This is a genomic window from Alkalicoccus halolimnae (assembly GCF_008014775.2).
Taxonomy (GTDB): Bacteria; Bacillota; Bacilli; order Bacillales; family Salisediminibacteriaceae; genus Alkalicoccus; species Alkalicoccus halolimnae.
In genome coordinates this window covers 2,294,143-2,314,502 of record NZ_CP144914.1, presented here as the reverse complement: position 1 = coordinate 2,314,502, position 20,360 = coordinate 2,294,143, and the positions used below count along the sequence as shown (strand labels likewise).

The following is a 20,360-nucleotide window of genomic DNA, read 5'->3' as shown; positions in this document are numbered from 1 at the left end:
TGAATAAAACATTAAACAGAGATAATGAACAGGAGGAACTAAATGACTATTGGCAGATTAAAAGACATTATCCGCTACCCTGTTAAATCTTTCAGAGGAGAGCACGTCACAGCAACTACTGTGATGAAATACGGATTATATGGAGATCGAAGCCACGCGCTTCTCGACGATAAAAGAGATGGGAAGTTCCTGACAATAACCCAGTGCCCGCGCATGGTCCTATACGAAGCATCCTTTAAAGGAACAGAAACAGTTGAAGCTCTCCCTTGGTTGGAAGTGCGAAATCCGGAAGGACGAATCTTTGCGTGGGAGGAAGACCAGTTAAAAAAAGAGCTGGAAAATGCGGCAGGCACAAGCCTTACTTTTAAAAAGTATTCTCCGGAATACGTCCCGGCCGGAGCTATTGAAGAAGAGCATATACTTTTAATTACAGATGCCTCTCTTGCAAAGCTGGAAGAAACGTGGGGAAAAGAAAAACTGGATGCCGCCCGTTTTCGTCCGAATATTATTGTTTCACTCGAGGATAAGATTCCGTTTATAGAGGATAGCTGGACAGGAAGAAAAATAAAATTGGGGGGAGAAGCAGTAATTAAAATCGAACGGCCGTGTGAACGATGTATGATTATCAATGTAGATCCACAAACGGGTGAGCAGGAACCAGGGCTTTTGAAAACGGTCGTAAAAGAAAGAAATAACTGTTTTGGTATGTATGCGTCTGTCGTTAAAACGGGAGAAATTACTTCTTTGGATAAAGTGGAATTTGTTCCTGAAGATTGAAGTAATAAGGAAGGAAATGAATTTAAATCGTGGTACTCCTCTGGACTATTGGTTACTGATCTCCCTTTATAATCAGAAGCGGAAAGCATAAGAAAAGTATTTAGTATTAAAAGATTCTAAATAGTTTACAAAATGAAGATTATTGCTAAACTGTACTTAGGTTCCGATTAGGAAGCGCTTTCAAAAAAGGAGGGAAGGAGCATAGTAAAAATTTTAAACTATATTTCATTTTAAGGAGGCAGAAGCATGTCGGCTATTTTAGTTGCTGTAGCAGGATTAGTTATTTTCGCTTTAGGATACCGCTTTTATTCCAAATTTATTGCAGAGAAAATTTTTCGTCTGGACCCGAATTATGTAACGCCTGCCCACCAGTTTAAGGATGGAGTGGATTTCGTACCGACGAATAAATTCGTGCTGTGGGGCCACCATTTCACGTCGGTTGCCGGAGCCGCCCCGATTCTCGGACCGGCTATTGCCGTATACTGGGGATGGGTTCCGGCCGTATTATGGGTAGTACTGGGAACAGTATTTGCCGCAGGTGTTCATGATTTCGGAACCCTTGCTATATCTGTCCGTAACAAAGGGCAGTCGATCGGCACGCTGGCCAATAAGCTTATCGGTCAACGCGGGAAAATACTTTTTCTCTTCATTATTCTGATACTTGTACTTATGGTAAATGCCGTTTTTGCCTGGGTTATTGCCAATTTATTTATTACATATCCGGCATCTGTGCTGCCGGTCTTTATTCAGATTCCCCTTGCCATATGGATTGGATATGCCGTATATAAGAAGAATATAAAAATGCTCGTGCCGTCTTTGATTGCGCTGGCTATTATGTATGCAACGGCAATTTTCGCAAGTGGAATTCCTCTAATGCAGATTGATCTTGTCCAGTATATGGGCGGAGAGGACGGTGCAGGACTGTTTGGTCTTGGAGCTGTTTCGACAGCGTTTTTCATCTGGATCATTATTCTGCTCGGGTATGTGTATATCGCTTCTACCCTTCCCGTATGGAAACTTCTGCAGCCGCGTGACTTTATAAATTCGCATCAGCTCGTAGTAGGGCTTGCTATTTTATATCTTGGCTTGTTTTTAACAAATCCGGAAATTACAGCGCCTGCAACCAATCCAGGGGCGGAAACCTCCTGGCTGCCGCTTCTTTTCATAACAATTGCCTGCGGGGCTATTTCCGGCTTTCATGGTCTCGTTTCTTCTGGAACTTCCTCCAAACAGCTCGATAAAGAAACAGATGCCAGATTTGTGGGCTATTTTGGAGCCGTAGGTGAAGGGGTGCTTGCTCTCATCTCGATTCTCGCGGTCGTCACATTATTTGCGAATGCTGACGAATTTACTGGTGCTTACTCCAGCTTTACGGAATCAAATGCTATAGGACTTGGAAATTTTGTGGAAGGCGCAGCCGGTCTTGCAGGAGGACTGGGGATTCCTGCCGGAGTAGCGACAACGATTGTCTCAATTATCGTCGTCAGTTTTGCAGCCACAACACTGGATACATCAGTCAGGCTCATGCGATATATTATCGCTGAGCTCGGGACAGAATATAAAATTCCTGCTCTTACAAAAACGCATGTGGCGACAACGGTAGCAGTAGCTTCGACAGCGGCTCTCGTACTTATTCCGGAAGGACCACAGGGATTCGGTTCCGGAGGATATCTGCTCTGGCCGCTGTTCGGTACATCCAATCAGCTTCTTGCAGGGATAAGTTTATTATTAATTTCCCTATGGTTGAAACGGCTCGGCAGAAATTACATTTATACGCTCGTGCCGATGATATTCCTGCTGTTTATGACGATGTACGCATTGTTCCAGCAGGTTCTCTTCACATGGTCCTGGTGGGGAACAGATTCCAATATGCTGCTGTTTATCATTGGAGCTGTCAACTTTGTTTTCGCATTCTGGATTACGATTACTGCTGTCTCAGTAATGACAAAAAAGTCCGATGAACCGATCGATAAGAAATAGTAGGCAGACGAAATGAAATAAAAAAAGAAATTCCAAAAATCTGCTGAATAAGGTAAAGTTACAGCATACGAGCAGACAGATTCATAAGTATGACGCACAAAGCCTAATACCTTCATGACTGTACTTGTCATGAAGGTATTTTTATCCAGTGACAGAACGAAACTAAACCGCTTCGTAAAACATTTAACAGAAAGCAGATACCACTGTTTAAGCAGAAGCTTCAGCATTTAAGAAAGAAGGTGATACACATGTTCGAAAATATGAAAAAACTGATAAAATTTTATGAAGAAGTGCTCAGCATGCCGCACCGACAGGAAATTGCGAGAGAGCTTCGCAACGAAGATGATCTATTTATGCTGCTGCTGTATTCCGAAATGATCGGCATTCCAAATCCGGTATATTATTACACCCTGGAACTGTACCCGCATATGATCGAAGAATTTCATGACTGGCATCTGCGCATGGGGATGGATAAATCGCCTCTTAACGGTATCCGGTGCTGCTAGGCGACAGCTGAAGGAAAGGAAGAGATGAAAATGGATGTACTGACAAAAAAGATTATATTTGTAGGGGGGAAGGGAGGTGTCGGCAAATCGACATCGGCGGCAGCCATTGCATGGAGGTCTGCAGAGGCGGGACATAAAACGCTGCTTATTTCAACTGACCCTGCTCATAATCTGGGGGATATTTTCAGCCGGAGTATCGGCGGGAAAACAACGAAAGTAGCCGATAAGCTTTACGCTTTGGAGATTGACCCTGAAATAGAAACAGAAAAATATATTTCCAGTGTCAAAGAAAATATTAAAGGAACGGTGCATTCAGGAATGATGGAAGAAGTTCACCGGCAGCTCGATACCGCAAAAGCTTCACCGGGAGCGGACGAAGCAGCCCTTTTTGACAAGTTGATTTCGATCATTCTGGAAGAAGGGGAGAATTTTGATAAACTCATTTTTGACACTGCTCCTACCGGCCATACGATCAGGCTGCTCTCCCTTCCCGAACTTATGGGCGTCTGGATTGAAGGCCTTCTAAAAAAACGAAAGAAAACGAATGAAAATTATTCCCAGCTTCTCAATGACGGCGAACCGATAGAAGATCCGATTTACGATGTCCTTAAGGAAAGACAGGAACGGTTTTCGAAAGCCAGAGACATTATGCTTAACGGAAAGGAAACAGGGTTTATTTTTGTTCTGAATCCGGAACGCCTGCCAATAATGGAAACGAAAAAAGCGCTTACGCTGCTGGATAAGTACCATCTTCATGTGAAGACGATCATCGTAAATAAAGTGCTTCCCGAAACGGCAGACGGTGAATTTCTGAATCAGCGGCGGAGACACGAAAAAAAACATCTGCAGACGATAAAAGATTCCTTTCAATCTCAGGAACTGATATTTGTCCCTCTGTTTCCTCACGACATTACGAATATGGATCAACTGGAGGAATTCAGCAGCTGGTATACGAAAAAGTGATTTTCCCATGCCAGATTGATTAAAATGTATTCTATTAAAACGAAAGTATCGGGGGACTGGATCAAACAGAAGGGTTCTCCCTTATTCTCGAATCTGGAAAGCGTACTTTATATAAACAGCATTAGTTTAACTTACATTTAATTACAAACCAAAAGCAGAAGCCTAATTAAAAGGCTTCTGCTTTTGGTTATGAAAAGGGACAGGTTTTTATCGGAACCAGCTGGCTACATTCCACAGGGATTTTTTTGGAGGTTCTTTTTTCATTTCCTCAATTGTTTCAAGAAGAAGCTGTTCCCGTTCAGAGCTTTTTTCTTCCGACTTGTCGATATGGGTCATAATCTGTTCAAGCATCTGTTCCTGACGATCCAGTCTTTCATTTTGTGCAAACGTACGTTGTAAAAGTTCATTTAAAAGAATGTTATAACGTTCCGCTGTACGCTCCGCGATATCTTTTTGATCCTGGATGGAAAGCGTTCCTGAACTGGACGCATTGCCTGCGAACTTTGTGACGACAACTTTTGAGGCGTTCGTCAAAGAAAAATGCTCCACCTGAATGAGCTTCTGGATATATTCCAGAGCCGTTACATCTGCTGGTTTAAAAGCACGGTGTGCATTCGTTGTTTTTGTAAATACATAACCGTTCTTCTCCAGCGATATACACCATTTGCGGAGTGTGCTTGTGCCAACATTCAACTGAAGGCTCAGCTCTTTTGTAGTAAAGGCTGTTTCTCTTTCTTCCATGTTATAACGTCACCTTTCTTTCCGGGCTTATAGGCGTTCTTACTAATTATCATATAAGCAAGCATGAACTAATTCAATATAATTCACAAAAACGGGTCTATAGGTCCGGGCGGAGAGGACCAGATATGGTAAGAAGGTTCAACACGACCCCTTATTTCAGAAATCGGAAAGTGGAGATTATGAGAAATTAAACATGATCCCGCCAATTATGCTGCGGCTGCCAGTGAAGAAGTTTTTTAGCTTTCTCGTTGCTCAGCAGTGTTTCATAACCATTTATTTCTCTCCGGATATCCTTTACAGCAGGAAACTCGAGCGTCATCAGCTCCCGGCTGGGAATGTCCATACTGGTATTATCAGCAGCCAGGTTTAACTCGACGGCGCCGAGTCCATCTTTTTCGACAGCCAGACGGCAGGCTTCTGCTGCATCTCTTGTATCGATGTAGCTCCATAAAATACGATCTCTCTGTTTGGAGTCATGGATAAAGGACGGAAATTTTTTATACATTTCAGGCGCTATAACGTTACCGAGGCGGAATGAAACTACCTGCATGCCTGACTTGCGGTAAAACATTTTTGCAGTCTCTTCGTTGACAATTTTCGATAACCCGTAAGCGTCTTCAGGCAGCTGCGGATGATCTTCGTCTACCGGGAAGTATTGAGGATCGAACCTTTCCGGAGCAAAAACTATTCCGTAGGAAGATTCACTCGAAGCGAGGACTACTTTTTTTATGCCAAGTCCAGAAGCTGCTTCAAGAATATTATATGTACTCATTACATTATTCTCAAAAGTTACTTCATTTGGATGGGAATACGCAACTGGAATAGCAGCCAGGTGAATCACAGCGTATGCACCCTGCAGAACACCATAGACTTCGCCCAGATTCGTCAGATCGACAATTTTAGTTTCAGTGATTGATTCTGCTGGTTTTTTTACATCGACATTTAAAACTTCGTACCCTTTGTTAACAAACTCTTTAACGACCCACGTACCAAGCAGTCCGCTGCCACCGGTAACAACAACTTTTTTCATAGGACTCACCCCTTTATATTCATTAAGCGCTTTCTTTACATGATTTAGTATAACAGATTGGTGAAATGTTAATGGAAATAATTATTTGTACACAAAGAATGTAAACACGGATAACGGCTAATGATGAATTATTCAGAAAAAATTCGGAAAGCAATGTTAGTGTTTAATAACAGGAGTATAATGTAACCAAAGCTAAAATTAGTATTTTACATAAAAAATAAGTCATCAGTAACTGAAAGAGCACCTGCCAACAAAGCCTCTTTTTTGGAGAAGGGATTATCCCTGATCCGTTAATTTAACAATGGTCTGTAAGAAAAGAGGAAGAAAGGAGGTAAACTGCCGCTCCGGCATCCAGGATACAAGATAGAAGGGATGCATCCAGCAGGGGAGTTAAAAAAGTAAATACAGGCAGTGTTCAGCAGAATTAAGCTTAGTGCACTCTCCCAATCAACTAAAATAAGGAGATGTAAAAAGTGAAAATGAAAAAAATTCTCGTGCTGCACTTACTGGTGATCTTTTTATTTAGTGTCTTAGGAGCTGCTTCTGTTGGTGCTCATTCTTATGGTGGCGACCATTATGATGGTAAACATCATAAATATGAAAGTAACAATGATAAGTTTGATGGTAAACATCATAAATACGATAAAAAACATGATAAATATGATGATAAACATCATAAATATGAGAAATACCATAAGAATCCTAAAATTAATAAACAGCTGAAACAAGTAAAGCGGGCTACTGAAAAATACCAGAACATCAATAGGGCCAAAAAAGACGGGTACAAGGTAGCTTCCCCTTGTGTACCGCAGATGGGGGTACATTTAGTAAAGGAGAAACTAGTAGATAAAAAACTTAACATCAAGAAACCGGAGTTGCTCGTGTATGAACCGATGAAAAACGGCAAATACAAGCTCGTAGCTGTCGAGTATATGTCAACAGCAAAAAAACCGCCAAAATTATTCGGACAGAGGTTTGAAGACGGGCCTGAGGAAGGTACCTACACTCTGCACGCGTGGATTTATAAAAAGAATCCTGACGGTGTATTCGCCGCTTTCAACCCTCGTGTAAAAGGTTGTAAGTAAATCTCTTGAAACTGCTTTCTTCACTGCCCGCGGCAAATGAAGAATAGCAGTTTTTAATTTTGGAATACCTTGAAAATCAAGTAGATAATCGATGTACGGGCGCTTTCGTTCCCATGGGGACGCTTTCCGGGCGGGCCGGCCTCAGCTAATTCCGTCCTCCTTTGGGTCGGGCGGAATGGATCTTCGGCTCCTCCTTTATCGCCCAGGAGTCGCCCCATATCCACTCCAGCGCCTGGTAAAAATACGGAGCAGGATCTGCCTTCTAATTTGAAAGATCCCGCAGGGCGCAGCCCACCCGTAAAGCTCCTCCACGGCAGAGCTGAAGCGAAGTTTCCTATATTTATCAACGACAGAATGCTTTAACACAGCTTTTCTGAAAAGTGAAATATATTACAGGTGGCTGAAATTTCATGATGATTTAATACAGGAGGGGGGACACAAATAGTGGAGTGGTATTTGAAGGTTTTGAAAAATTTTACTGATTTTCAAACCAGAGCGAGACGTAAAGAGTACTGGATGTTTGTTCTGATTAATTTTTTAATCGTGACTGCTTTATCTATATTGGAAGCGCTGGTAGGGCTTCCAACCGTAATATCCAGTCTTTATTCTTTATTCGTACTCATTCCAGGCCTTGCAGTTGCAGTAAGGCGTCTACATGATACAAATAAAAGTGGATGGTGGGTGCTTATTGTACTAATACCGATCATCGGTTGGATTATCTTACTGATTTTTGCCGTACAGGACAGTGAAGCAGGATCCAATAAATTCGGACCTAACCCGAAAGAGCACCCAGGTGCGTAATATATTTTCCCGGAAAATGTCAATCTTAAAGGTGACGTTTCCGGGTTTTTTCTTTATACTGAAAGAAAGGTTAAAAGGAGGGACATTTCATGGAAACATTGATCGATGAACCAATTTATATCGTCGTTGGACTTCTTATGATAGCCGTATTTTATACGCTTCTCAGGCCGCAGAAAAGTAATTAAAGAAGACAGCATCTTATTATTTCTTTCTCATCAAAAATCGAAAGCTGTTTTATCATCAAATTTTTTGGACTGCTTTTGCCTGAAAACCTTGATTTAAAATTGAGTTCAAATTAATATAAAACAAAATACTAACAGCAGTCTTTAACTAATAGCAGCTCGTTTATAATTGTCGGAAAATTATAACGTTTCTTCATTTCTGTTCCGGCTTTCTGCAAAACTTATTGAAAAGTTCTATTAATTAGATGGTACACTGCCCGGTAAAGGAGGAAATTATGGAATGGTCCTACGTTTTAGGGTGGAGTTTGAATGCTATCATTGTCGCGAACTTTGCCCTTGCCATTTTCGTTATCTTTATAGAGCGAAGAGACGCAGCAACGACGTGGGCCTGGCTTCTCGTATTATTTTTCCTCCCGGTTCTGGGTTTTATCATTTATCTTTTTTTGGGAAGACAGCTTAAAGAAGACAACTTCTATAATTTAAGCGTAGAAGAACAGACTTTTTTCAATCAGCATGTAGACAGACAGATTGAAGAAATCCGTCATAGAAAAACGGGAGTGGAAAACTCTTTTCTGAACAAATACGAACAGCTGCTTAAGTTGAATCTCCGTTCGAGTCAGTCTTTAATCAGTCTGCAGAACCGCACTCTGATCCTCCACGATGGGGAGCAGAAATTCGCTTCTTTACTTAAGGATATCAGTAACGCTGAACGTGAAATAAACATTCAATATTATATTATTAAACGTGATACTCTAGGGAAGAAAATCCTGGAATCGCTTGTGGAACGTGCCAGGGCGGGGGTGAAAGTAAGACTTCTTTACGATGCAGTCGGTTCAAGAACGCTGCGCCATAAGGATTTCACAGAACTTATTGATAATAATGGAGAGGTACGGGTTTTCTTTCCTCCACTGCTTGGCATTATTAATTTACGGCTGAATAACCGAAACCACCGGAAAGTATGTATCATAGACGGTAAAATCGGCTACATCGGCGGATTTAATGTAGGTAATGAATATCTGGGTCTTGATAAAAAATTTGGTTACTGGCGCGACACTCACCTTCGAATAGAAGGTGATGTTGTCCCTGACCTGCAGCAGCGGTTTATTTTTGACTGGAACTATGCTGGGAATGGCAGGAACAAAGAGGATGCTTTCGTTTTTGTCAGTCATCAGATTACGGATTATGCTCCTATGCAGATTGTAACGAGCGGACCGAATTCGCATTCGGAACATTTAAAAAATATGATGATTAAACTTATCATGTCTGCAGAACACGATATTTATATTCAGACACCTTATTTTATTCCTGATAAGAGTTTTATGGATGCATGCCGGACGGCGCTTCTTTCAGGGGTGAAAATGTACATTATGATACCTGGAAATCCTGATCACCCTTTTGTATTCTGGGCGTCGCGATCGTTTCTCGGGGAACTGCTGCAGTACGGAGCAAACGTATACTTCTATGAAAAAGGATTTCTGCACGCCAAGACCATGATTGTTGACAGCGAAGTTTCAACTGTAGGTACGACAAATCTGGACGCAAGAAGTTTCAAGCTTAATTTTGAAATTAATGCATTAATTTACAATGAAAAGATTGCTCTGGAGCTGGAGTCCCTTTTTGAAACAGACACCGCAGGGAGCTTTCTTTTTACGAAGGAAATGTACGCAGAACGAAAATGGACGGAAAAATTCAAAGAAGGTGTCTCCAGTCTCCTGAGTCCGATTTTGTGATAAAAGAACAAAATAATGTATATCCTGTAAAAAGGCTGTTTTCTGCTGACTTCCAGAAAACAGCCTTTTGTATGCAAACGTAAATATTCTTCCTCTTATCCTCTGAAAGGTACAAGTATTTAACCATATAAGATGAACTTAAATTTCTTACGTCTTAACCCCCATCCTTCGTTTTCATGAGAGCAGCCCGCCGCCCCTTGAGAACGAAGGCGGACAAAGGGAAGTCAATTAAAAAGCCCTCTATAATTTATTAATTTCAAAGCAGCCTTTGGTAAAAAGGAAGGTATTTTCTATTTTGAGAGACTTACAGGCTGAAACGTTTAACGGGTGAATTTTCAAGGAATAGGAAATATAAAGAATAATAAAGGAGGATATTTAATATGAAAATGAACGTGACCCAAAAAATTATTAAAGATCACCTTGTCAGCGGAGAAATGAAGCCGGGAGAAGAAGTTGGTTTAAAGATCGACCAGACCCTCACTCAGGATGCTACAGGTACAATGGTTATGCTTGAACTCGAAGCGATGGAAGTAGAACAGGCTCAGACTGAAGCTTCGGCTCAGTACGTAGACCATAATATGATTCAGGCAGACAGCCGTAATCCCGACGACCATTTATTTCTGGAAAGTGCAGCAAAAAAATTCGGTTTATACTACAGCGCTCCCGGAAATGGAGTAAGCCACCCTGTCCACATGCAGAGACTGGCCGTTCCCGGTAAAACCCTTCTAGGTTCCGACAGCCATACGTGTGCAAATGGCTGTATGGGAATGCTTGCGATGGGAGCGGGAGGTATCGACGTGGCTCAGGCTATTGCCGGAGAACCATTTAACGTAAAAATGCCTAAAGTATGGGGGATTTATCTGGACGGGAAACTGCCGGACTGGGTAAGTGCGAAGGATGTTATCCTCGAGCTGCTCCGGCGTCATGATGTTAAAGGCGGTATAGGAACAGTTATGGAATATTACGGCCCGGGGTTAAAAAGCCTCAGTGCTATGGACCGCCATGTTATTGCCAACATGGGAGCTGAGCTTGGAGCTACCGGCACAGTCTTTCCGTCAGATGAAGAAGTGAAACGGTTCTTGAAAAGCCAGGGGCGCGAAGAAGACTGGGTGGAGCTGCTTGCAGATGAAGGAGCTTCCTATGATCTGGAAGAAACCGTAGATCTCTCTTCACTGGAACCAATGATTGCCAAACCTTCCAGCCCCGGAAATGTCGTTCCCGTTGCAGAAGTTGCGGGAGAAGAAATTTATCAGTCCTACATTGGATCCTCAGCTAATCCAGGGTACCGTGACTTTGCAATTGCCGCAGAAATAGTTAAAGGAAAAGCTGTTTCAGAAGGACTTTCTTTCGATATTAATCCAACATCAAGACAGATGCTCACAGACCTCGTAAAAGATGGACATGTTGCCAGTCTGCTGTCAGCCGGTGGAAGGCTTCACCAGGCAGGCTGTAATGGATGTATTGGTATGGGGCAGGCCCCGGCAACTGGCAGAAATAGTCTGCGTACGACTCCGAGGAACTTTCCGGGCCGTTCCGGAACGAAGGAGGACAGTGTTTTTCTATGCAGCCCGGAAACAGCTGCAGCTTCAGCACTAACGGGAAAAATCACCGATCCACGTACACTGGAGATGGAATATCCGGACGTTAAAGATCCAGATCATCCGAATCTTGATTTTAAACTACTCGAAGAACCCCTGCCTCTGGAAGAAGCTAAAAAAATCGAACTGCAGCGGGGACCGAATATTGCAGCAATACCGGAGATGGAAAAGCTGCCGGATGAAATCAAAGTCCCGGTTATTTTAAAACTTGGAGATAATGTTTCCACTGACGATATACTGGCCGGAGGCTCGCGGGTGCTCCCATTCCGAAGCAACCTTCCGGAGATAAGTAAATTTACCTTTGAGATGCTGGACGATACGTATTATGAACGTACGAAGGAAATGGATTTTGAAAAAGGGCACGCAGTCATCGGCGGATCCAATTACGGACAGGGATCGAGCCGGGAACATGCAGCGCTTGCACCCCGCTATCTTGGACTACGCCTTGTTGTTGTAAAAGATTTTGCCCGCATCCACTGGCAGAATCTCATTAACTTCGGTGTCCTTCCGCTTACGTTTAAAAACGAAACGGATTATGAAGAACTTGAAATAGGAGATGTTCTGCACGTAAAAGACATTAAATCTTCCCTTCAGAAAGGGGAAGACGTTTTCTGCGAAGTAGAGGGGAAAGATAAAAGAATCGACCTTCAGCATGCTCTTTCTAAAAGACAGGTGGAGATCCTGCTGGAAGGCGGCTTGATTAACTGGATCAAAGAAGGAAAAAAGAAAACACAGTAAAATAGAAAAGGAGCTGTCTCGTGAAATCAGAGACAGCTCCTTTTTTGTGCAGTTTTTTTATAATAGGGGGGGATCGACACAAAATTAATATCTTTTTTAAGTGATTTTAAAGGCTGGGGTTTATAAACGCAGAAAGCTTCGCATCGGACTGCCCTGCAATCACATGGAAACGAAAGCGGCTCGTTACAGCAGCGGACTCAAAATTAAGTTCATCTTATATTACCAATTCGACAAAACCTTTTGAAGTACCGTTTAATTTGTCACGCGTTGTAAAGCGTCGTAATGAGCCTGAAGCGTTTTATCGAGGTCCTTTTCGTCATGAGCAGTTGAGACGGAATAGCGGTTCAGTGGTTTCGAATATATTCCGAGATCAAGCAGTTCATAATCAATTGCTTTACGAAGTTCTGTATTGGACTGATTCATTTGGCGTAGATTTTTAATCGGCTTATCTGTAACAACGATATTGAAGATAGTCCCTTCCCCCATAGCCGTCATAGGAATGCCGGCGGAGTAGTACATTTTCTCAAGTTCTTTTTTTAAATACTCTGTTTTTTGAAAAGTTTTATCCAGATTATGATGTTTCTCGAGTAAGTGAATGGTGGCAAGACCAGCAGCAAGTGTAGTTGGATGACCGTTATATGTCCCGCTGTGGAAAAAAGCTTCCCGTTTATTCTGGTTATCGTCTCCGGCGGTTAATATATCTTTACTTGCAGCAGGGGAACAGAGTTCCATAATATCACGCCGGCCTCCAAGAGCTCCGACTGGAAAACCACCTCCCAGAACTTTTCCAAGTGTCGTCAAGTCGGGAAGAATCCCATACATTTCCTGTGCACCCCCAAGAGCCAGACGAAATCCGGTTTTCACTTCATCAAATATAAGCAGAATACCTAGTTCATGCGTCAGGGCACGAAGTTTTGTTATAAATTCCTTTTCTGCAGGAATAAATCCGCCCTGTACGGGTTCCATAATCAAAGCTGAAATGTCATCAGCATGAGTCCTGAGAATTTTTTCGCATGATTCGATGTCGTTAAATGGCAGCATAATTGTATGTTCGGTGTGATAGTCAGACATGCCGCTCGATTCAGGAACCGGGGTGGGGGAGCTGGAGGAGCCGGCTTTACTTTCTTCCGGGTTTACACTCAGAAGGACCTGATCATACCCTCCATGGTAGTGACCTTCAAACTTAGCCAGTTTCTTTTTACCGGTATAGGCAGAAGCAAGCCTGACTGCAAGGAGGGTTGCTTCCATTCCGGAATTGCAGTACCTAACCTGATCGATACCAGGATAGAGAGAGACGAGCTTTTTAGCAAGATCAACCTCCAGTTTATGAGGAGTACCGAAAATAGTCGTTCCTTTTGAATACATCTGCTCTGTAACGGCTGAAAATACTTCAGGATGGCCATGGCCTGTCATCAAAGCTCCATAGCACATTAAATAATCGATGTATTCATTGCCATCCACATCATACAGCTTACTTCCATGACCTTCTTCCATCACGATGGGGTGGGGAGCAAAGTATTTGATATTTGCTGTTACCCCACCTGGAATAACTTCGGATGCTTCCTCGTGCATCAGCCGGGACGTTTTAATTTTGTCAGAAAAAGCGGCGGACTTTGTTTTTGTCATAGTCAATATACCCTCCGTAAAATAATGTCTAATAATATCGTATCACAAAAATGAATTATTTAAACCGTATATTTATAAAAATGAAATAAATAATTCAAAATATTTTTGAACTGGAAATTTATAAGAGTTCTTTTATTCACATTTTCAAAAATATATGCCTTTAGTTTAAAGGAACATAGTATTGAAAACCGCATGAGATAGGCTTTCGTACGGTGTATCCACAGCTTGCAATTTATTTAGTACTAGGTCATAATGATACGTATAAACCGATTTAAAGAGGAGGAGACGTCATGCGCGTCGGAATTTGGGGAATGGGCACGTATGTCCCTGAAACAGTAGTAACCAATCATGATTTAGAAAAAAGAATGGATACATCAGATGAATGGATTCGTACAAGAACTGGAATCAGGGAGCGCCGGATTGCTTCTGATGATATATTAACTTCGCATATGAGTTTTAATGCAGCCAAAGAAGCGATAGATAATGCGGGGATATCCCCGGAAGAGCTTGATATGATTATCGTGGCAACGGTTACTCCCGACCAGGATTTTCCTTCTGTATCATCAATGCTTCAGTATCAGCTTGGAGCTGTAAATGCTGCTGCCATGGATATTGGTGCGGCCTGTGCCGGCTATATTTACGGGCTCGTTACAGGTAAACAATTTATTGAGAACGGAACTTACAAGCATGTACTTGTAATCGGAACGGAGAGACTTTCCCAGACTGTAAATTGGGAAGACAGGAACACAGCGGTTCTTTTCGGAGATGGGTCAGGTGCGACGGTTCTTGGACCAGTGGCCGAAGATCGTGGTATATTATCTTTTGAGCTTGGAGCAGATGGAAGCGGAGGGGCTCACATCCGCATGAACGATTATATCTTTATGAACGGCCGTGAAGTATTCAAATTTGCTGTTCGTCAAATGGGTGAATCCTGCCTGAATGCTGTAGAAAAGGCAGGCTTAACGAAGGAGGATGTTGATTTTCTCATCCCTCATCAGGCAAACATCCGGATCATGGAAGCAGCAAGACAGCGGTTGGAACTTCCGGAAGAAAAGATGTCTAAAACTGTGGAATATTACGGCAATACTTCCTCGGCCTCTGTTCCACTCTCATTGAAGTATGAACTTGATCGAGGTAAGATTAAAGAAGGCGACGTAGTAGTGCTTGTAGGCTTCGGAGCAGGTCTTGTATGGGGCTCTATGGCACTCGTATGGGGAAAATAAGGAAAGGAGTCTAACATACATTATGACAAAAAATAGAGTAGTAATTACAGGGTATGGAGCGGTAACCCCGCTTGGAAATGATGTCGATACAACATGGGCAGGCATTAAGGAGGGGCGGTCCGGAATAGCGGAATTTAACCGGTATGAAGACGCAGATTTCCCGGCCAAAGTTGCCGCAGAATCTGATGAATTTAAAGTAGCAGATTTTATGGATCCGAAAGAAGCTCGAAAAATGGATCGTTTTACACAGTTTGCGGTTGCAGGAGCTCATATGGCTGTCAAAGATGCAGGTTTAACGATAAATAAGACCAATGCAGAGAGGGTTGGAGTGTGGATCGGCTCTGGTATCGGAGGCATGGAAACGTACGAGAAACAGTTCCGGATGTATGAAAAACGCGGCTACCGAAGAGTTTCTCCATTCTTTGTGCCGATGCTGATCCCGGATATGGCAGCCGGCCAGGTTTCGATTGCTCTTGGAGCGAAAGGTATTAATTCCTGTTCCGTTACTGCCTGTGCTTCCGGGGCAAATTCTATTGGAGATGCTTACCGGACGATTGAACGCGGCGATGCCGACGCGATGATTACCGGGGGAGCAGAAGCTCCGCTTACAGAAATGTCATTTGCGGGCTTTTGTTCGGCGAGAGCACTATCAACGAACCCGGATCCTTCCAAGGCGAGCCGTCCTTTCGATAAAGAGCGTGATGGATTTGTTATGGGTGAAGGTACAGGTATATTAATTCTCGAATCCCTCGAATCAGCTGAAAAACGCGGTGCTGAAATTTATGCGGAAATTATAGGTTACGGAGCAACTGGGGATGCCTACCATGTGACAGCCCCTGCACCGGGAGGAGAAGGGGCAGCGCGCTCGATGCAGCAGGCACTTGAGCAGGCCGGTGTTGCTCCTGAAGACGTTGGATATATAAATGCTCACGGAACCAGTACGGAATATAATGACCAGTATGAAACCACTGCCGTCAAAACAGTGTTTGGAGATTATGCCTACAAACTGCCTATGAGTTCTACGAAATCTATGACAGGGCACCTACTTGGTGCAGCTGGTGCGATAGAAGCAATTTTTTCTGTTAAAGCGATTCAGGAAGGAATCATTCCTCCGACGATTAACTATGAAAATGAAGACCCGGAATGTGATCTTGACATCGTACCAAATGAAGCCCGTCATAAAGAATTAAATATTGTGATGAGTAATTCACTTGGTTTCGGAGGTCATAACGTTTCCCTGCTTTTTAAAAAATTCACAAAATAAGAGAAAGCCCCGGTGGAGCACTGCTTCACCGGGGCTTTCTCTTTTGTTTTACTTCGAACAGAGGTACGTTTTTTTCGTTTTTGCCTCCTTAAAAGTAAAATGAGGATTTAAGGAGAGGCGCCTGCAGCGAGGTTTGCTATAAAAATCAACAGGACCTCATATTTTAAGGAGCAGAGGACTTAGCAGTACCGTCTTCCATAGTAAAAGACTCCTCCCCAAAGAAGGTTTTTAACACCTCAATATTTGCTGCCAGATCAGGAATAAGAACCTGGCCTGCATGCTCGGAATAATCCTGACTATAGCCGCCCTGCTCGGGAATTGTAATCGTTTTGACAGATGCTTCATCGTTTTGGATGAAAAAATTCCTTCCGTACGTAAATAGTTTATCCTGGTCGAGATTCGTCTGGATATAAGGTTCAACGGCCCCGAGAATACGAGGTATTCTGGTGGCTCCGGAAACACTTAGCAGCTCATTCTGAAGTACTTTCAGCATTTTCTGCTGTCTTGCTACCCGGCCGAAGTCGTTTTGGCCGTCGCTTCTGAAACGAACATATTTCAAAGCCTGGTTTCCGTCCATTACATTGAGACCTTCTTCAAAATTAATTTCGAGATTGCCGGCCCTGTCTTCGTAGTGCATGCTGCTGGCAACTTCAATTTCAATTCCATCCGGGGCGAGTGTATCAACAATAGAAGTAAAACCATCGAAATTAACCATAGCGTAATACTGAAGGGGAAATTCAAAGTTAGTCTCGATCGTATCGCGTAGCAGTGCAAGGCCACCTAAAGAAAAAGCCGCATTTATTTTATTTCTCCCGTGACCTGGGATGTCGACATATGTATCACGCATGAGTGAAGCCAGTTTTACTTCACCGGAGTCTGCGTCGTATCTGCCGATCATAATTGTATCAGAGCGGGAAACACCGTCTTCACTGTCTGTACCGACTAGAAGGACATTAATATGTTCTATAGACGCATCATCCTCGGGAGGCTCGAAAGCTCCATTATCCTGCGCAGCCTGCAGGCCCTGTTGTTCGATGTTTTTCATTGATTCTTCTCTTGAATCATGAAAGCCGCTGACGGCCCAGCTGGCGATAACAACAACCGATAACGTTGATATCAGAATGAAACCTGCTAAGATTCTCATCCACCGTGGAGCTCTATATTTTCTGGCAGTCATTATATTCACCTCAACTAAGATGATTATACCAGAGTATAGGGGAGATCGAGAGGACTTTCAAAGAAATCTAAAAGCTTTTCTTTTTCAGTCAGCGCCGGCTTCTCCCAAGCCCCATAGCTCTTTCAGCTTTTATCAGCATTTTTTTCGCATCCCGGTCTGCCTGGAGGGCACCCTGGTCGAGAATAAGATCCAGCTCTTCTGATTTCATCAGTTCCTCGTACCTGTCCTGAATGGGTTTGAGCACTTTAATAACTGCATGAGCAGTATCTTCTTTAAAAGGCCCGTAACCGCTTGAAGCATATTTCTTTTCGAGCGTTTCAATTGATTCCCCTGAACATAATGAGTAAATAGTCAACAGATTAGCGAGGCCGGGTTTATTGTCAGGATCATAGCGGACTTCACCATCAGAATCTGTTACTGCACTTTTCATCTTCTTCATAATAACAGATTCGTCATCAAGCATTGATATATAGCTTTTTGCTTTTGGATTGGATTTACTCATTTTTTTCGAAGGATCGTTCAGCGACATAATTCTTGCGCCGACTTTAGGAATGCGTACTTCTGGAATAGTGAAAATATCATTGTAACGTGTGTTAAATCGGTGAGCGAGATCCCTTGTCAATTCCAGATGCTGTTTCTGATCTTCCCCTACAGGGACAATATCTGTTCCGTAAAGAAGAATATCCGCGGCCATAAGTGGCGGGTAAGTTAACAGCGCGGAGGATACCGCCTCACTGCCTCCTGATTTATCTTTAAATTGAGTCATTCTCTCCAGTTCACCGATATAGCTGACACACTGCATCATCCATCCAAGCTGTGCGTGTGCTGGTACTTCTGATTGAATGAAAAGCGTGGACTTTTCCTGGGATATACCAGAGGCAAGATACAATGCCGCAAGACTTTTTATATTTTTACGCAGCTGCAGCCTGTCCTGAGGAACTGTGATGGCATGCTGATCAACGATACAGAAGTAGCAGTGGTAATCCTCCTGCATTTCGACAAAATTTTTCATAGCTCCTAAATAATTACCGAGTGTTAATGTACCGCTTGGCTGAATACCTGAGAAAATAGTTTTCATAAGTGATCTTCCTTTCATATTCAATGATTTTTCCGGCTGCATTACTGCCGGATATTTTTTTCCTTTGACTATGAAGAGCTGCTTTAAAAGAAACCAATACAAAAAAGCCCATCCATCCCCTGATCAGGGACGAATGGACCGCGGTGCCACCCTTATTAATTTTCTTAAAAGAAGAAAATCTCTCTGTTCTTTTCCTTGTGAAACAGAAAAGAATCTCTTTGATATCGGGAGAGATACCCGGGAGGCCTACTGACAGTTCAGCACTCCAGCTCCAAAGTCCATTCCCTTTCCGACATGGTCTGCTTACACCGGCCGCAGACTCTCTGAACATGTTTTTGGAAAAGTACTACTCTTTATCATAGCGTTGATTATACCTTGCTATTATAGCTGTAAGCACAAGGAAATGCAATCATCCAATAAACTTATAATTATGACTATTTCCAACGATCTTGAATTTATAATTCCAGTTAGGCAGTATGGACTTTGTGATAAAAACATTTGTTCATCTCAAATAAACAGTGCAGGAGGGAAAGACAATGAAATTAATTTTAAAACTGCTTGCTGGTATTATCACCGGTATTTTAATCGGCTTGTCAGGCGTCGAACCACTTATAAGGGCGCTTGTTACGTTTACTGAAGTGTTCGGGCAGTGGATCAACTTTGTTATTCCATTAATCATTCTCTTTTTTATCGCTTCAGGAATTGCAAGCATGGGCCGGGGCTCTTCAAAACTTGTAGGGGCGACAGTTGGGATTGCCTATACTTCAACGGTACTTGCGGGAATCGGTGCCTTTTTTATTGCTGTATTTATTATGCCATTTGTTACAAGCAATCAGACCGCTCCGGAAGAAGGTGTTGCTCCTGAGTCATATTTCACTTTTGAATTAACTCCATTTATGGAGATTCTGCCGGCTCTTATTCTGGCTTTTATATTCGGTATTGGGATTGCTGCTCTTAAGTCCGACGGATTAAAAAAGGTATTTGATGAAGGGAAAAACATTATTGAGATGATTATCTACAAAGCTGTCATTCCAATTCTTCCGTTTTACATAGCAGGTATATTTGTAGATATGGCTGCAGAAGGGACGGTCCTGGAAACTCTTCAAGTGTTTGGAATTGTACTGGCCGTGGCTATAGGCTCCCACTGGGTCTGGCTGACAATCCAGTATACTGTCGCAGGAATTCTTAATGGGAAAAACCCTTTCACGATGATAAAAACGATGCTTCCAGCTTATTTTACCGCGCTTGGTACGATGAGTTCAGCTGCTACGATTCCAGTTACTCTGAGACAGACGAAGCGGAATAATATTCGGGAGGAAATAGCTGATTTCTCGATTCCGCTGGGGGCTACTATACACTTATCAGGCAGTGTCATTACAATTATCAGCTGCGCTGTAGCTGTAATGACCGTTTTGGACGGCTATACAGTCCCTGGATTCTTTACAATGCTTCCTGTTATTCTAGCGCTTGGAGTAATCATGGTAGCGGCTCCCGGGGTTCCAGGAGGTGCAATATTTGCTGCCTTGGGTGTTCTGACTTCGATGCTCGGATTTTCAGAAGCAGCAATGGGGATGATGATCGCTCTTTATTTTGCTCAGGACAGTTTCGGCACAGGTGCCAATGTTACAGGTGATGGAGCAATTGCTGCCATTATCGATAAACTCTCTCAAAGCAGAGCCTGATTTGATGCCCGTTATAAAAATATAACAAAAACTATTCAGAAGGATGAATTTCATAATTGCCTGTCCCAGAATAAAAAGATGAATATTTTAAGTGAATTGTACACTTAAGTTCATATCTTTGAATGACCGTAGTGAAAGGCGGCGGCTTTTAGAGGATTAGCACAGTCTGAAGATTCATT

16 protein-coding genes and 1 other annotated feature are annotated in these 20,360 nt (G+C 42.7%); of the genes, 11 read left to right on the top strand and 5 right to left on the bottom strand.

Going from position 1 to position 20,360, the window contains the following annotated elements:
* Positions 1-42: 42 nt before the first annotated feature.
* From FTX54_RS10595 to FTX54_RS10580, 4 genes are all read left to right on the top strand, one after another.
* Positions 43-777: an MOSC domain-containing protein gene (locus FTX54_RS10595; RefSeq protein ID WP_147805015.1), complete on the top strand. Its 735-nt coding sequence runs from the start codon at positions 43-45 to the stop codon at positions 775-777.
* Positions 778-1,023: 246 nt separating this feature from the next.
* A complete protein-coding gene (locus FTX54_RS10590) occupies positions 1,024-2,757 on the top strand; it encodes a carbon starvation CstA family protein (RefSeq protein ID WP_147805014.1) in 1,734 nt (577 codons plus the stop codon).
* Positions 2,758-3,005: 248 nt separating this feature from the next.
* On the top strand, positions 3,006-3,263 hold the full coding sequence (locus FTX54_RS10585; protein WP_147805013.1) for a cory-CC-star protein: 258 nt from the start codon (positions 3,006-3,008) through the stop codon (positions 3,261-3,263).
* A gap of 30 nt (positions 3,264-3,293) precedes the next feature.
* Complete coding sequence (locus FTX54_RS10580; protein ID WP_147805012.1) at positions 3,294-4,226, top strand: ArsA family ATPase; 933 nt, start codon at positions 3,294-3,296, stop codon at positions 4,224-4,226.
* Between the two features lie 207 nt (positions 4,227-4,433).
* On the opposite strand, the gene FTX54_RS10575 is transcribed toward FTX54_RS10580, so the two are convergent.
* Together FTX54_RS10575 and FTX54_RS10570 are read right to left on the bottom strand one after the other, a co-directional pair.
* Entirely contained in the window at positions 4,434-4,967 is a 534-nt protein-coding gene (locus FTX54_RS10575; RefSeq protein ID WP_147805011.1) for a MerR family transcriptional regulator, read from the bottom strand.
* Between the two features lie 187 nt (positions 4,968-5,154).
* On the bottom strand, positions 5,155-5,997 hold the full coding sequence (locus FTX54_RS10570) for an NAD-dependent epimerase/dehydratase family protein (protein ID WP_147805010.1): 843 nt from the start codon (positions 5,995-5,997) through the stop codon (positions 5,155-5,157).
* 473 nt (positions 5,998-6,470) lie between these two features.
* Between FTX54_RS10570 and FTX54_RS10565 the strand changes: the two genes are divergently transcribed.
* The 4 genes from FTX54_RS10565 (at position 6,471) to FTX54_RS10550 (ending at position 12,131) form a co-directional block, all read left to right on the top strand.
* Entirely contained in the window at positions 6,471-7,082 is a 612-nt protein-coding gene (locus tag FTX54_RS10565) for a hypothetical protein (protein ID WP_147805009.1), read from the top strand.
* A gap of 444 nt (positions 7,083-7,526) precedes the next feature.
* On the top strand, positions 7,527-7,883 hold the full coding sequence (locus tag FTX54_RS10560) for a DUF805 domain-containing protein (protein WP_147805008.1): 357 nt from the start codon (positions 7,527-7,529) through the stop codon (positions 7,881-7,883).
* A 457-nt stretch (positions 7,884-8,340) separates the two neighbouring features.
* A complete protein-coding gene (gene cls / locus FTX54_RS10555) occupies positions 8,341-9,795 on the top strand; it encodes a cardiolipin synthase (protein WP_147805007.1) in 1,455 nt (484 codons plus the stop codon).
* 380 nt (positions 9,796-10,175) lie between these two features.
* Positions 10,176-12,131, top strand: a complete 1,956-nt coding sequence (locus tag FTX54_RS10550) for an aconitate hydratase (RefSeq protein ID WP_147805006.1) — start codon at positions 10,176-10,178, stop codon at positions 12,129-12,131.
* 252 nt (positions 12,132-12,383) lie between these two features.
* Here the strand turns inward: FTX54_RS10550 and FTX54_RS10545 are convergent, their stop codons facing one another.
* The gene (locus FTX54_RS10545) at positions 12,384-13,757 is read right to left on the bottom strand and encodes an aspartate aminotransferase family protein (RefSeq protein WP_147805005.1); all 1,374 of its coding nucleotides are present in this window, start codon (positions 13,755-13,757) and stop codon (positions 12,384-12,386) included.
* A gap of 290 nt (positions 13,758-14,047) precedes the next feature.
* Here FTX54_RS10545 and FTX54_RS10540 point away from each other — a divergent pair, with 290 nt between their 5' ends.
* Both FTX54_RS10540 and fabF read left to right on the top strand, forming a co-directional pair.
* Positions 14,048-14,980: a beta-ketoacyl-ACP synthase III gene (locus tag FTX54_RS10540; protein ID WP_147805004.1), complete on the top strand. Its 933-nt coding sequence runs from the start codon at positions 14,048-14,050 to the stop codon at positions 14,978-14,980.
* A 22-nt stretch (positions 14,981-15,002) separates the two neighbouring features.
* Entirely contained in the window at positions 15,003-16,244 is a 1,242-nt protein-coding gene (fabF, locus tag FTX54_RS10535) for a beta-ketoacyl-ACP synthase II (protein ID WP_147805003.1), read from the top strand.
* A 163-nt stretch (positions 16,245-16,407) separates the two neighbouring features.
* Here fabF and FTX54_RS10530 read toward each other — a convergent pair whose 3' ends face one another.
* Together FTX54_RS10530 and trpS are read right to left on the bottom strand one after the other, a co-directional pair.
* Positions 16,408-17,388 (bottom strand): LCP family protein, encoded by a 981-nt coding sequence (locus tag FTX54_RS10530; RefSeq protein WP_187254661.1) that lies wholly within the window; start codon positions 17,386-17,388, stop codon positions 16,408-16,410.
* 121 nt (positions 17,389-17,509) lie between these two features.
* Positions 17,510-18,499: a tryptophan--tRNA ligase gene (gene trpS, locus FTX54_RS10525; protein ID WP_147805001.1), complete on the bottom strand. Its 990-nt coding sequence runs from the start codon at positions 18,497-18,499 to the stop codon at positions 17,510-17,512.
* A gap of 122 nt (positions 18,500-18,621) precedes the next feature.
* Positions 18,622-18,868: a binding site (T-box leader), on the bottom strand.
* A gap of 167 nt (positions 18,869-19,035) precedes the next feature.
* Here trpS and FTX54_RS10520 point away from each other — a divergent pair.
* Positions 19,036-20,181: a dicarboxylate/amino acid:cation symporter gene (locus FTX54_RS10520; protein ID WP_147805000.1), complete on the top strand. Its 1,146-nt coding sequence runs from the start codon at positions 19,036-19,038 to the stop codon at positions 20,179-20,181.
* The last annotated feature ends 179 nt before the right edge of the window (positions 20,182-20,360 follow it).

Coding starts and splice junctions, on each gene's coding strand:
- FTX54_RS10595 (WP_147805015.1), top strand. CDS start 43: ATGACTATTGGCAGATTAAAAGACATTATCCGCTACCCTGTTAAATCT.
- FTX54_RS10590 (WP_147805014.1), top strand. CDS start 1,024: ATGTCGGCTATTTTAGTTGCTGTAGCAGGATTAGTTATTTTCGCTTTA.
- FTX54_RS10585 (WP_147805013.1), top strand. CDS start 3,006: ATGTTCGAAAATATGAAAAAACTGATAAAATTTTATGAAGAAGTGCTC.
- FTX54_RS10580 (WP_147805012.1), top strand. CDS start 3,294: ATGGATGTACTGACAAAAAAGATTATATTTGTAGGGGGGAAGGGAGGT.
- FTX54_RS10575 (WP_147805011.1), bottom strand. CDS start 4,967: ATGGAAGAAAGAGAAACAGCCTTTACTACAAAAGAGCTGAGCCTTCAG.
- FTX54_RS10570 (WP_147805010.1), bottom strand. CDS start 5,997: ATGAAAAAAGTTGTTGTTACCGGTGGCAGCGGACTGCTTGGTACGTGG.
- cls (WP_147805007.1), top strand. CDS start 8,341: ATGGAATGGTCCTACGTTTTAGGGTGGAGTTTGAATGCTATCATTGTC.
- FTX54_RS10550 (WP_147805006.1), top strand. CDS start 10,176: ATGAAAATGAACGTGACCCAAAAAATTATTAAAGATCACCTTGTCAGC.
- FTX54_RS10545 (WP_147805005.1), bottom strand. CDS start 13,757: ATGACAAAAACAAAGTCCGCCGCTTTTTCTGACAAAATTAAAACGTCC.
- FTX54_RS10540 (WP_147805004.1), top strand. CDS start 14,048: ATGCGCGTCGGAATTTGGGGAATGGGCACGTATGTCCCTGAAACAGTA.
- fabF (WP_147805003.1), top strand. CDS start 15,003: ATGACAAAAAATAGAGTAGTAATTACAGGGTATGGAGCGGTAACCCCG.
- FTX54_RS10530 (WP_187254661.1), bottom strand. CDS start 17,388: ATGAGAATCTTAGCAGGTTTCATTCTGATATCAACGTTATCGGTTGTT.
- trpS (WP_147805001.1), bottom strand. CDS start 18,499: ATGAAAACTATTTTCTCAGGTATTCAGCCAAGCGGTACATTAACACTC.
- FTX54_RS10520 (WP_147805000.1), top strand. CDS start 19,036: ATGAAATTAATTTTAAAACTGCTTGCTGGTATTATCACCGGTATTTTA.